The 13,160-nt window shown below is 62.9% G+C and carries 10 protein-coding genes; 8 read left to right on the top strand and 2 right to left on the bottom strand.

The window, feature by feature from the left end:
* Nucleotides 1–4 precede the first annotated feature (4 nt).
* From atpA to AWB70_RS03225, 6 genes are all read left to right on the top strand, one after another.
* A complete protein-coding gene (gene atpA / locus AWB70_RS03200) occupies nucleotides 5–1,546 on the top strand; it encodes a F0F1 ATP synthase subunit alpha (RefSeq protein WP_014192677.1) in 1,542 nt (513 codons plus the stop codon).
* 74 nt (nucleotides 1,547–1,620) lie between these two features.
* A complete protein-coding gene (gene atpG, locus AWB70_RS03205; RefSeq protein ID WP_014192676.1) occupies nucleotides 1,621–2,505 on the top strand; it encodes a F0F1 ATP synthase subunit gamma in 885 nt (294 codons plus the stop codon).
* Nucleotides 2,506–2,549: 44 nt separating this feature from the next.
* Nucleotides 2,550–3,944, top strand: a complete 1,395-nt coding sequence (gene atpD / locus AWB70_RS03210) for a F0F1 ATP synthase subunit beta (RefSeq protein ID WP_014192675.1) — start codon at nucleotides 2,550–2,552, stop codon at nucleotides 3,942–3,944.
* A 77-nt stretch (nucleotides 3,945–4,021) separates the two neighbouring features.
* Nucleotides 4,022–4,447, top strand: a complete 426-nt coding sequence (locus AWB70_RS03215; RefSeq protein ID WP_014192674.1) for a F0F1 ATP synthase subunit epsilon — start codon at nucleotides 4,022–4,024, stop codon at nucleotides 4,445–4,447.
* A gap of 278 nt (nucleotides 4,448–4,725) precedes the next feature.
* Complete coding sequence (locus AWB70_RS03220; RefSeq protein ID WP_053567182.1) at nucleotides 4,726–6,456, top strand: AMP-binding protein; 1,731 nt, start codon at nucleotides 4,726–4,728, stop codon at nucleotides 6,454–6,456.
* Between the two features lie 618 nt (nucleotides 6,457–7,074).
* Nucleotides 7,075–8,022, top strand: coding sequence for an alpha/beta hydrolase (locus tag AWB70_RS03225; protein WP_053567181.1), 948 nt, complete (start codon nucleotides 7,075–7,077; stop codon nucleotides 8,020–8,022).
* A gap of 17 nt (nucleotides 8,023–8,039) precedes the next feature.
* Here AWB70_RS03225 and AWB70_RS03230 read toward each other — a convergent pair whose 3' ends face one another.
* Nucleotides 8,040–8,876, bottom strand: coding sequence for a transporter substrate-binding domain-containing protein (locus AWB70_RS03230; RefSeq protein ID WP_053567180.1), 837 nt, complete (start codon nucleotides 8,874–8,876; stop codon nucleotides 8,040–8,042).
* Between the two features lie 181 nt (nucleotides 8,877–9,057).
* Here AWB70_RS03230 and hemE point away from each other — a divergent pair, with 181 nt between their 5' ends.
* Together hemE and AWB70_RS03240 are read left to right on the top strand one after the other, a co-directional pair.
* Nucleotides 9,058–10,155 carry a uroporphyrinogen decarboxylase gene (hemE, locus tag AWB70_RS03235; RefSeq protein ID WP_041731205.1) on the top strand — a complete coding sequence of 366 codons (1,098 nt, stop codon included), beginning with the start codon at nucleotides 9,058–9,060 and terminating at the stop codon, nucleotides 10,153–10,155.
* A gap of 458 nt (nucleotides 10,156–10,613) precedes the next feature.
* Nucleotides 10,614–12,857, top strand: a complete 2,244-nt coding sequence (locus tag AWB70_RS03240) for a primosomal protein N' (protein WP_053567179.1) — start codon at nucleotides 10,614–10,616, stop codon at nucleotides 12,855–12,857.
* Nucleotides 12,858–12,891: 34 nt separating this feature from the next.
* On the opposite strand, the gene AWB70_RS38940 is transcribed toward AWB70_RS03240, so the two are convergent.
* Nucleotides 12,892–13,047, bottom strand: a complete 156-nt coding sequence (locus AWB70_RS38940) for a hypothetical protein (RefSeq protein ID WP_167350970.1) — start codon at nucleotides 13,045–13,047, stop codon at nucleotides 12,892–12,894.
* Nucleotides 13,048–13,160 lie beyond the last annotated feature (113 nt).

A 13,160-nucleotide genomic window follows, 5' to 3' on the forward strand; every position in this document is an offset into this window, starting at 1 on the left:
AATAATGCAACTCAATCCCTCTGAGATCAGCGAGCTGATCAAGAGCCGGATCCAGGGCCTTGAAGCGAGCGCGGACGTTCGCAACCAGGGCACCGTGATCTCCGTGACCGACGGTATCGTGCGCATCCACGGCCTGTCGGACGTGATGCAGGGCGAAATGCTCGAATTCCCGGGCAACACCTTCGGCCTCGCGCTGAACCTCGAACGTGACTCGGTCGGCGCCGTTATTCTCGGCGAGTACGAGCACATCTCGGAAGGCGACATCGTCAAGACGACGGGCCGCATTCTCGAAGTGCCGGTTGGTCCGGAACTCATCGGCCGCGTGGTCGATGCGCTCGGCAACCCGATCGACGGCAAGGGCCCGATCAACGCGAAAGCAACGGACGCAATCGAAAAGATCGCCCCGGGCGTGATCTGGCGTAAGTCGGTGTCGCAGCCGGTGCAAACGGGTCTGAAGTCGATCGACTCGATGGTGCCGATCGGCCGCGGCCAGCGCGAGCTGATCATCGGCGACCGTCAATGCGGCAAGACCGCGGTGGCCGTCGACGCGATCATCAACCAGAAGGGCAAGGACCTCATTTGTATCTACGTTGCGATCGGCCAGAAGGCATCGTCGATCATGAACGTGGTGCGCAAGCTCGAAGAAACCGGCGCGATGGCGTACACCATCGTCGTGGCGGCTTCGGCTTCGGAATCGGCCGCGATGCAATACCTCGCGCCGTACGCCGGCTGCACGATGGGCGAATACTTCCGCGATCGCGGTCAAGACGCGCTGATCGTCTATGACGACTTGACCAAGCAAGCCTGGGCGTATCGCCAGATTTCGCTGCTGCTGCGCCGCCCGCCGGGCCGCGAAGCATATCCGGGCGACGTGTTCTATCTGCACTCGCGTCTGCTGGAGCGTGCGGCTCGTGTCTCGGAAGAGTACGTCGAGAAGTTCACGAACGGCGAAGTGAAGGGCAAGAGCGGTTCGCTGACGGCGCTGCCGGTCATCGAAACGCAAGCCGGCGACGTGACCGCGTTCGTTCCGACGAACGTGATCTCGATTACCGACGGCCAGATCTTCCTTGAAACCGACCTGTTCAACGCCGGTATCCGCCCCGCGATCAACGCGGGCGTTTCGGTGTCGCGCGTCGGCGGTGCGGCTCAGACCAAGGTCGTGAAGAAGCTGTCGGGCGGTATTCGTACCGACCTCGCGCAGTATCGTGAACTGGCGGCGTTCGCACAGTTCGCATCGGACCTCGACGAAGCCACCCGCAAGCAGCTCGAACGCGGCCGCCGCGTGACGGAACTGCTCAAGCAGCCGCAGTATCAGCCGCTGCAAGTGTGGGAACTGTCGGTTTCGCTGTTCGCGGCGAACAACGGCTACCTGGACGACCTGGAAGTTTCGCAAGTGCTGCCGTTCGAAAAGGGCATGCGCGAATTCCTGAAGACCAGCCACGCCGATCTGATTAAGCGCATCGAAGACAACAAAGACTTGTCGAAGGACGACGAAGGCGCGCTGCATGCCGCGCTGAAGGACTTCAAGAAGTCGGGCGCTTATTGATCGGGATAGAGGAGCAACGCGCGATGCCGGTGTCGAACATGCGACATCGCGCGGCTTCGATCAAGGAGTAAGCAATGGCTGGAATGAAGGAAATTCGCGGCAAGATCAAGAGCGTGCAGAACACGCGCAAGATCACGAAAGCGATGGAAATGGTCGCCGCATCGAAGATGCGCCGCGCCCAGGAGCGCATGCGTTCCGCCCGTCCGTATGCCGACAAGGTCCGCGCGATCGCTTCGCACATGAGCAAGGCGAACCCCGAGTATCGCCATCCGTTCATGGTCGAGAACAAGGGCGTGAATACGGCCGGCCTGATCCTCGTCACGACCGACAAGGGTCTGTGCGGCGGCATGAACACGAACATCCTGCGTGCGTCGCTGAACAAGATCAAGGAACTCGATCAGAGCGGTGTGAAGATCGAAGCGTCGGCGATCGGCGGCAAGGGTTTGGGCTTCCTGAACCGGCTGAAGGCGAATGTCGTGTCGCAAGTGACGCAACTGGGCGACACGCCGCATCTGGAAAAGCTGATCGGCGCGATCAAGGTGCAGCTCGACCTGTATTCGGAAGGCAAGATCAACGCGGTGTACCTGGCGTACACGCGCTTCATCAACACGATGAAGCAGGAAGCGGTGATCGAGCAGCTGTTGCCGTTGTCGGTGGATGATCTCCACGCGAAGGACGAAGAAGGCGCCATGCCGAAGACTTCGTGGGATTACATCTACGAGCCGGACGCGCAAACCGTGGTGGACGAGCTTCTGGTCCGCTACGTCGAAGCGCTCGTCTATCAGGCCGTCGCGGAAAACATGGCGTCGGAGCAGTCCGCGCGCATGGTCGCGATGAAGGCCGCGTCCGACAACGCGAAGACCGTGATCAACGAACTGCAGCTCGTCTACAACAAGAGCCGCCAGGCCGCGATTACGAAAGAATTGTCGGAAATCGTCGGCGGCGCCGCTGCGGTCTGATTTTGCTGACCGCGTGAAAGAACACAGTATCTAAAGGAAATGCGATGAGTACTACTGCTTTGGTAGAAGGCAAGATCGTACAGTGCATCGGCGCCGTTATCGACGTGGAATTTCCGCGTGCGGAAATGCCGAAAATTTACGACGCGCTCATTCTGGAAGGCACCGAACTGACGCTCGAAGTCCAGCAGCAGCTGGGCGACGGCGTGGTGCGCACCATCTGTCTGGGTGCGTCCGACGGTCTGCGCCGCGGCACGGTGGTCAAGAACACCGGCAAGCCCATCAGCGTGCCGGTCGGCAAGCCGACGCTCGGCCGCATCATGGACGTGCTCGGCCGTCCGATCGACGAAGCCGGTCCGATCACCTCGGAAACCACGCGCTCGATCCACCAGAAGGCGCCTTCGTTCGAAGACCTGTCGCCGTCGACGGAACTGCTCGAAACCGGCATCAAGGTTATCGACCTGATCTGCCCGTTCGCGAAGGGCGGCAAGGTCGGTCTGTTCGGCGGCGCTGGCGTCGGCAAGACCGTGAACATGATGGAACTCATCAACAACATCGCGAAGGAGCACGGCGGTTACTCCGTGTTCGCGGGCGTGGGTGAGCGTACCCGTGAAGGGAACGACTTCTATCACGAAATGAAGGACTCGAACGTTCTCGACAAGGTCGCGCTGGTGTACGGCCAGATGAACGAGCCGCCGGGCAACCGTCTGCGCGTCGCGCTGACCGGTCTGACGATGGCCGAGCACTTCCGTGACGAAGGCCTCGACGTGCTTTTCTTCGTCGACAACATCTACCGTTTCACGCTGGCGGGTACGGAAGTGTCCGCTCTGCTCGGCCGTATGCCTTCGGCAGTGGGCTATCAGCCGACGCTGGCTGAAGAAATGGGCAAGCTGCAAGAGCGTATTACGTCGACCAAGACCGGCTCAATCACGTCGGTTCAGGCCGTGTACGTCCCTGCGGATGACTTGACCGACCCGTCGCCGGCTACGACCTTCGGCCACTTGGACGCAACCGTCGTGTTGTCGCGTGACATCGCTTCGCTGGGTATCTACCCGGCAGTGGACCCGCTCGATTCGACCTCGCGTCAGATCGACCCGCACGTGATCGGCGAAGAGCATTACTCGATCACGCGCGGCGTGCAGCAGACGCTGCAGCGCTACAAGGAACTGCGCGACATCATCGCGATTCTGGGCATGGACGAACTGTCGCCGGAAGACAAGCTGTCGGTCTCGCGCGCGCGTAAGATCCAGCGTTTCCTGTCGCAGCCGTTCCACGTTGCTGAAGTGTTCACGGGCTCGCCGGGCAAGTACGTGCCGCTGAAGGAAACCATCCGCGGCTTCAAGATGATCGTCGAAGGTGAGTGCGATCATCTGCCGGAGCAGGCGTTCTACATGGTCGGCACGATCGACGAAGCCTTCGAAAAGGCCAAGAAGATCCAGTAAAGGTCGGGTGTTTTCAGGCGGACGCCGGTGCATGCGCCGGCGTCCACGAATACACGAGACCCTAGGAGTCGACACATATGGCAACCATCAAGGTAGACGTCGTCAGCGCGGAAGAGGAGATCTTCTCGGGCCAGGCGAAGTTCGTCGCGCTGCCGGGCGAAGCGGGTGAACTGGGCATTCTGCCGGGTCACACGCCGCTCATCACGCGCATTCGTCCGGGCGCGGTGCGCATCGAGGCGGAAGACGGAACGGAAGAGTTCGTGTTCGTCGCTGGCGGGATTCTCGAAATCCAGCCGGGCGTCGTGACCGTACTCGCCGACACCGCCATCCGCGGCGCCGATCTCGACGAAGCGAAGGCCGAGCAAGCGAAAAAGCGCGCCGAGGAAGCGATTCAGAACAACACCTCGGAGCTCGAGTACGCGACCGCGCAAGCGGAACTCGCCTACGCGACGGCTCAACTCGCGGCGATCCAGCGTCTGCGCAAGGCGCACGCGAAGCATTGAGCGCGCGACGCGCCACGCGGCGTTCAGCAGTAGAAGAAAGCAGCCTTCGGGCTGCTTTTTTTATGCTCCAAATCGGCAAAGCGCGCGCGCATATCTGCATATCGGTTGTGTGACCTGCATGGCAATTTCATGCAACGCATTGATTCCATTTGCTTTTTCCCGCTATCAAGAAAACGGCATTGCGGGGAAACACTCAATGTCCGCAGGCGTCTCCGCGATGCACAATGGCCTCCATTTAGCCTTCATCGGGCGGCGATTCACCTTGGCGGAGACCATCGATGGCAATTGAACCGACGCAGGCCGGCGCGCAGATCGAACCGCGCGACGGTATTTCCTATGTTCGCGGCGCGACCGACATTCCTCTGAGCGACGCCACCGTCGCGCGGTTTCTGCTCGAAACCGCCGGCCGCTTTCCGGATCGGCCGGCGGTTGTATTCCGTGAGCAGAATATCCGCTGGACGTGGCGCGAATTCGCGAACGAAGTCGATGTGCTGGCGAGCGGCCTGCTCGCGCTCGGCATTCAGGCGGGCGATCGCGTCGGCATCTGGTCGCCGAACCGCATCGAATGGCTGCTGACGCAGTTCGCCACCGCGCGCATGGGCGCGGTGATGGTGAACATCAATCCGGCGTACCGGCTCGCCGAACTCGAATACGCGCTCAACAAGGTCGGCTGCAAGGCGATCATCGCGGCCGAGCAATTCAAGACGTCGAAATACCTGGAGATGCTTCAGGCGCTCGCGCCCGAACTCGCCGGCGCCGAGCCCAACGCCCTTCACGCCGCAAAGCTCCCTGAGCTACGCGCCGTCATTCGAATGGGCGACGGCAAGACGCCCGGCATGCTCAACTTCGACGAGGTGATGCACACCGGCCGCGCGCAAGCGGACAAGGCGAAGCTCGACGCACTCGAAGCGAAGTTCGCGCCCGACGATGCCATCAACATTCAGTTCACGAGCGGCACGACGGGCAACCCGAAGGGCGCGACGCTTACGCATCGGAACATCGTCAACAACGCGCGTTATATCGCGATGGCGATGCGCCTCACCGAGCAGGATTCGCTTTGTATCCCGGTGCCGCTGTATCACTGCTTCGGCATGGTGCTGGCCGTGCTCGCGTGCGTGTCGACCGGCTGCGCGATGGTGTTCCCCGGCGAAGCGTTCGACCCAGGCGCGACGCTCGCCGCCGTTCACGAGGAACGCTGCACCGCGTTGCACGGCGTGCCGACGATGTTCATCGCCGAACTCGATCACCCCGACTTCGCGAAGTACGACCTGAGCCGTCTGCGCACGGGCATCATGGCCGGTTCGCCGTGTCCGATCGAAACGATGAAGCGCGTCGTGTCGACGATGCACCTGAGTGAAATCACGATTGCCTACGGCATGACCGAGACGAGCCCCGTCTCCTTCCAAAGCTCCACGACCGATCCGCTCGACAAACGCACGACCACCGTCGGACGCATTCAGCCGCATCTCGAAGTGAAGATCGTCGATCCGCTGGGGAAGATCGTGCCCGTCGGCGAAACGGGCGAACTCTGCACGCGCGGTTATTCGGTGATGAAGGGCTATTGGGACGACGAAGCCAAGACGCGCGAGGCGATCGTCGACGGCTGGATGCATACCGGCGACCTCGCGACGCTCGACGCCGAAGGCTATTGCAACATCGTCGGACGGCTGAAGGACATGCTGATCCGCGGCGGCGAAAACATCTATCCGCGCGAGATCGAGGAATTCCTGTTCCGTCATCCGAAGGTGCAATCGGTGCAGGTGTTCGGCGTGCCGGACCAGAAGTACGGCGAAGAAGTGTGCGCGTGGATCGTCGTGCGGCCGGGCGAGCAGGCGAGCGAAGAGGAGATTCGCGAATTCTGTCAGGGGCAGATCGCGCATTACAAGATTCCGCGCTATATCCGCTTCGTCGACGAGTTGCCGATGACTGTCACCGGCAAGGCGCAAAAGTTCGTGATGCGCGCGCGTATGATCGACGAACTGAAGCTCGCCGAGGCGAAGACCGCCTGACGTTTCACCGAAAGCGGACGCAGAAATGACGAAGGGAGCGCCGCGGCGCTCCCTTCTGTCCTGGACCGGGCGTTGTCGCACCGAACGGGCGGCCAACGCAAACGTTTGTCCAGACGAAAAAAAAGCGGGCCTGGAGCCCGCTAAAAACCACACGCTACGGGGTTAGCGCGAGGAGACCAATCGTGGGATGTTCGAATGCCTTTCCATTCGAAGAACGATCCCAACACGGATGCCCCCGGCAAGAGAGCTTGGACCAAAAGTCTGCCACCGGACACGCGGCTTTTGCACAGCGCGCCCGAATACATCCGTGTTGAAACCGTTTGAACAGATTGTGGGCGAATTGATTCCGGGTCGCCGTAACAAAGTGTTTCAGGTTGTAACCCCCGTCCCATAAGGCTGGAGGGAAATTTTCTCCGGATAAATGCGCGATTACCGAAAATATATTGTCTGCTAGTCAGATGATTTATCCGATCGGAATGTCCGGACACAAAAATGCCGCTTTTTCGCACTAGTGCGATTATTCTAAACGCGCAAGAAAAAAGAACGGGTGGACGCATGAAATCGAAGCGCAATCGCGTTGCGTCCGCCCATTAGCCCACGAAAGCCATGGAGACACGCATGACCATCGACTCAGCCTTGCTTCGCTACCACCGCGCCATCGCCGAAGCGTTTCCGCTTCTGAAGCCGGGCGCGGATGCGCAAGCAGTGCGAGACCGCTTCAGTCAGATCGCCAAAGCATACGCCCAGCCGCGCGGCGATGCGGTGAGCGCGGAAGATATCGCGATTCCGCTCGCAGGCCGCACGCTCGCCGCGCGCGTCTACAAGCCGAAAGCGGTGCGCGGCCCGCTGCCGCTCATGGTCTATTTTCACGGCGGCGGATGGGTGGTCGGCGATCTCGACACGCACGATGGCCTGGTCGAACGGCTCGCGCTCGATTCGCAATGCGCGGTGGCGAGCGTGGATTACCGGCTTGCGCCCGAGCATCCGTTTCCCGCGCCGTGCGACGACGCACTCGATGCGCTCATCTGGTTCGCGGAGCATCGTTCGCGGCTCGGCTTCGCGACCGACCGGCTGGCGGTGGGCGGCGACAGCGCGGGCGCGCATCTGGCGGTCGTCGCCGCGCGTGAGGCGAATCAGCGCGTGGCCGGCCTCGTCGGCTGTCAGTTGCTTCTTTATCCGGTCATGCGCCGCCAGTTCGAAAGCCCGAGTTGCCTCGCGAACGCGAATGGCCCGGGGCTCACGAACGACGAAATGAAATGGTACTGGGCGCAGTTTCTGTCGGGCGAGACGCCGCACGATCACGACGTGCGGGCGTTTCCGCTTGCCGAACCGTTCGAGCGCACGCCCGCGCCCGCGATCGTGGTCGCGGCGGCCCACGATCCGCTCTACGACGACGCCTTCGAACTCGAACGCTTTCTCGCGGCCAATGGCGGCCGTGTCGAAATGATCGATGCCCGCGATATGACGCACGGGTTCGCGCGCGTGTATTCGCAGTCCGATGCGGCGCTCGGCTGGTTGCGCCGCATCGGCGAGCGCACGGGTGAATGCGTGCGCGCCGGGCGCTGAGCAGCGGGCGTGAAACCTTACTTCAGCCACTTGTCGTAGACGGCCTGAAACTCGCCCGACGAACGGGCGAGGTGCAGCCATTGATCGACATACTGCTGGAACGGCACGTCTCCGCGCGGCAGCAAATACGCCTTCTCGCCGAACTGGAACGGCTTGTCCGGATGCACCGAGCACAGTCCGGGGTTGAGCTTTTGCTGAAGCAAGGTTTCGGAGGCGTCTGTGACCATGACATCGGCCTTGCCTTCGAGGATCTGCTTGAAGATCGTCACGTTGTCCGGATACTCGATCAGTTGCGAATGCGGGAAAAACTGCTTCGCGAAGCGTTCGTTGGTGCCGCCCGGATTGACGATCGTGCGCACGTTCGGCTGATCGATCTGCGCGACCGTCTGATACTTCTCGACATCGTCGCAGCGCACGATCGGCGTCTTTCCGTCCTCCATGTAGGGCGCCGTGAAGAAGGCGCGCTTCTGCCGTTCGAGCGTGGTCGACACGCCGCCCACGGCGACATCGCATTTGGCGACGAAATCGTTCATCAGGTTCGACCACGACGTCTTCACGTATTCCGCCTTCGCACCGAGCGACTTGGCGAGACTCTCCGCGAGATCGATGTCGATGCCCTCGAACTGCCCGTCCGTGCGCAGGAACGAATACGGTTTGTAGTCGCCCGTCGTACAGATGCGCAGTGTCTTGCGCGCGAGGACGTCGTCGAGTCGCGAGGGTGTCGCGGCGGGCGTGGGCGCGGCAGGCTTCGTGCCCGCGACGGTGCCGGCCTGAATCGTCTGAGCGTGCGCGGCATTCGCGAGCGACAGGGACAGCGACAACGCGATGGCGGTAAGGGCGGAAGCAGGTTGCATCGATTCTCCTGGTTCTAGTTGTGTAAGCACATCGATCATAACGATGCGATACGCCGTCGGACATCCGGCCAAACGGCATAGGCCGCGCTGCGCGAAGCTTTCGAATCGCTGGGATCACTCAAGGAAAACGCCTTGCCGCTCCGGTAGAATGGATGATTCTTCGCCTTCGGCATCGAGCGACGTGGCACACACTCTTCTGAACGACACCTTCCTGCGCGCGCTGCTGCGTCAGCCGACCGATTACACGCCGATCTGGCTCATGCGCCAGGCCGGCCGCTATCTGCCGGAATACAACGCCACGCGCGCCCGCGCGGGCAGTTTTCTCGGCCTCGCGAAGAATCCGGACTACGCGACCGAGGTGACGCTTCAGCCGCTCGAACGCTTTCCGCTCGACGCCGCGATTCTCTTCTCCGACATCCTGACCGTGCCCGACGCAATGGGCCTCGGGCTGAACTTCGTGCAGGGCGAAGGTCCGCGCTTCGAGCGCACGGTGCGTACCGAAGACGACGTGAAACGCCTCGCCGTGCCCGACATCGGCGCCACGCTTTCCTACGTCACCGATGCCGTCAGCCAGATCCGCCGCGCGCTCACCGACGCGCAAGGCCGTCAGAAGGTGCCGCTCATCGGCTTTTCGGGCAGCCCGTGGACGCTCGCGTGCTATATGGTGGAAGGCGGCGGCTCGGACGATCATCGCACCGTCAAGTCGATGGCTTATTCGCGGCCCGATCTGATGCATCGCATCCTCGACGTGAACGCGCAAGCCGTCACCGCCTACCTGAACGCGCAGATCGAAGCGGGCGCGCAAGCCGTGATGATCTTCGACACGTGGGGCGGCGCACTCGCCGATGGCGCGTACCAGCGTTTCTCGCTCGACTACATCGCGAAAGTGGTCTCGGGGCTCAAGCGCGAACATGACGGCGAGCGCGTGCCCGTCATCACGTTCACGAAGGGCGGCGGGTTGTGGATCGAGGAAATCGCCGCGACCGGCGTCGATGCGGTCGGTCTCGACTGGACCATGAATCTGGGTACGGCGCGGGAGAAGGTCGGATCGCGCGTGGCGCTGCAAGGCAATATCGATCCGAGCGTGCTGTTCGCGCCGCCAGCGAACATCCGCACGGAAGCGCGCGCCGTGCTGGAGAGCTTCGGGAATTTTCCCGGCCACGTCTTCAATCTGGGCCACGGCATCTCGCAATTCACGCCGCCCGAGCACGTCGCCGAGCTCGTCGACGAAGTCCATCGTCACAGCCGGGCCATGCGCGCGGCGCAATCCCCCCGCTGAACGCCTGCTGAAACCGGCTTTTCGGCGTGTGCTGCATTGCGGCAACGGCACGCCGGGAGCGGTTGTCAGGGGAGGGAGCATTCCTTCGCAATCCCCCGTCTCTGGCGGCGTCACCCGATGTCAAGACTGACTTATGCACAATTTGTTCGCTGCGACGCGCCATCAGACATATGGCCGCCAGCAACCAATAACGTGTCGCTATGTGTGCTACAAGTCAATGATTTTGAACGGTTTTCAAGAGCTTTACCCGAAATGTGGGCCAGCGCACATAAGGCTTTCGTGACATTGTTTGTCGCGACGTGGGTCGCACTTCTCAACAAAGTTATCCACAGGCCTGTGGAAAGCATCGGAAATCCAAAAATAATCGGCGGTTTACAGACGATTCTGATGTTTCACTTTAACTTCGTCTCGCCTGGGCCCATTGCTGTGTCGGGCGCTCGTGCGCGGGGCCCGGCGCGATGACTGAGGTTTTCGTGCGCGTCGCCGTCGATCAGCCGCTGGCCGTGCTGTTCGACTACCGCTACGCCTTGCCGGACGCGCCTGTCGTCGGCACGCTGGTGCAGGTGCCGTTCGGGCGGCGCGACGTCGTCGGGCTGATCTGCGAAATCGCTTATTCAAGCGACGTGCCTGCGGCCAAACTCCGCAACGTCACATCGATTTGCAACGGCTGCGCGCCGCTTTCCGAGGCCTGGATCGCGCTCGCCAGCTTCGCCGCCGATTACTATCAGCGCGGTCTGGGCGAAGTCGCGTTGCCGGCGCTGCCGCAGGCTTTACGCGACGCTTCGCGCTGGGACCGGCTTTTCGCCGTCGAGCCGCGCTATCGGTTGCTGGACCAGGGGCGTGCGCATCTTCCCGACGCGTTGCCGGCGCGCGCAAGCGCCTTGCGCCGTCTGGCCGATGCGCTTGCCGAAGCGCCGTCGCTCGGTTTGTCCGATGCCCGCGCGCTGCATCCCAAAGCGAGCGCGACCTTCGAGGACTGGCTCTCGCGCGGCTGGATCGACCTCGCCGCGCCGGATTTCACGGAAACGGACACGGGCACGCCAGCGCCGACCGCCACCGCAACGCTCCCCGTTCTGACCGCCGAACAGCGCGATGCCGTCGATGCCATCGCGCAGGCGCAAGGCTTCGCGCCGTTTCTGCTCCACGGCGTGACGGGCAGCGGCAAGACCGAGGTGTATCTGCACGCGCTCGCCGCGCTGCTCGCCGAGCGGCCGGACGCTCAGGCGCTCGTGCTCGTTCCCGAAATCAATCTGACGCCGCAGTTCGAAGCCGCGTTTCGCGCGCGCTTCGCCGCCCTTGCGCACGGCTCCATCGTCACGATGCACAGCGGTCTGGCCGAAGGCGAGCGCGCGCGTCACTGGCTCGCGGCGCACACGGGCAGCGCGCGCATCGTGCTGGGCACGCGCCTCGCGATCCTCGCGTCGATGCCGAAGCTCGCGATGATCGTCGTGGATGAAGAGCACGATCCCGCGTACAAGCAGCAGGAAGGCTTGCGCTATTCCGCGCGCGATCTGGCGGTCTATCGCGCGAAGCAGCTCGGCATTCCCGCCGTGCTCGGATCGGCGACGCCGTCGCTCGAAACCTGGTGGCAGGCCGAGCAGGGCCGATACACGCGATTGACGCTCACGCGCCGCGCGGTCGCGGAAGCGGCGTTGCCGACCGTCAAGCTCATCGATCTCGAAGAGGAAAGACGGCGCGGGCGCGCGTCGGTCGAAGGATTGGCGGGGCCGCTCATCGCCGCGCTCAAAACGCGCGTGGAACGCGGCGAGCAAAGTCTCGTGTTCCTCAACCGGCGCGGCTATGCGCCGATCCTGTCCTGCGACGCCTGCGGCTGGGTCGCGGGATGTCCGCGCTGCAGCGCCTATGCGGTGCTTCACAAGCCGGAGCGCGCGCTGCGTTGTCATCATTGCGGCTGGGAATCGCGCATTCCGAAGTCGTGTCCGGAGTGCGGCAACATCGATATCGCGCCGATGGGCCGCGGCACGCAGCGTGTCGAGGAAACGCTCGCGAACGTGGTGCCGGGCGCGCGCGTGCTGCGCATCGACGCCGACAGCACGCGCCGCAAGGGCAGCGCGCAGGCGCTTTTTTCCGACGTCCACGCGGGCGAAGTCGATATCCTGGTCGGCACGCAAATGATCGCGAAGGGGCACGATTTCCGGCGCGTGACGCTCGTCGGCGTGCTGAACGCCGATACCGCGCTGTTCTCGCACGACTTCCGCGCAAGCGAGCGGCTCTTCGCGCAACTGACGCAAGTGAGTGGCCGCGCGGGGCGCGCCGGTTTGCCCGGCGAGGTGATGATCCAGACGCGCTATCCGCGCCACGCGCTGTATCAGGCGCTATCGCGGCAGGACTACGTGGGCTTCGCCAACTCGACGCTTTCGGAACGGCGCGACGCCTGTCTGCCGCCGTTCGTCTATCAGGCGATGCTGCGCGCGGAAGGACGGACGCTGGAAGCGGCGCTCGGCTTTCTCGCCGAAGCGGCGGCCGCCTTCGCGCCGTTGCCCGGCGCCGAACGCGTCACGGTCTACGACGCCGTGCCGCTCACCATCGTGAAAGTGTTCAATGTTCATCGGGCGCAACTGCTGCTCGAAAGCGGGTCGCGCGCGGCGCTTCAGACGGCGCTGCACGCATGGCAGCCGGTGCTGCGCTCGCTCAGGGGCGTGCTGCGCTGGAACGTCGAGGTCGATCCGCTGGACGTCTGATTCACTGGCTGCGCCGCGCGGCGCAACCCGGCCTTCAGATTTCGGTGCGGGAAGGATCGACGGGCGTCCGCCCGGATTTATCCGAACCCTTTTCGGATCGATGCACGTGCGGCGACGCGCCTCGCACGAACAGCACCACGCACACCGCGAACATCGCCCAAACGCTGGCCACCACAACCCATGTGTTCATGCCCGTTGCTCTCCCAAGCCCGCGGATACGGCGCCTTGAATGGCGCGCGTTCCGTTTATATCGGCCGGTTGCGGTCAATTACTTAGGGGCTGTCCCAAAAATTATCGGGTTAG

The organism is Caballeronia cordobensis (genome assembly GCF_001544575.2).
GTDB lineage: Bacteria > Pseudomonadota > Gammaproteobacteria > Burkholderiales > Burkholderiaceae > Caballeronia > Caballeronia cordobensis.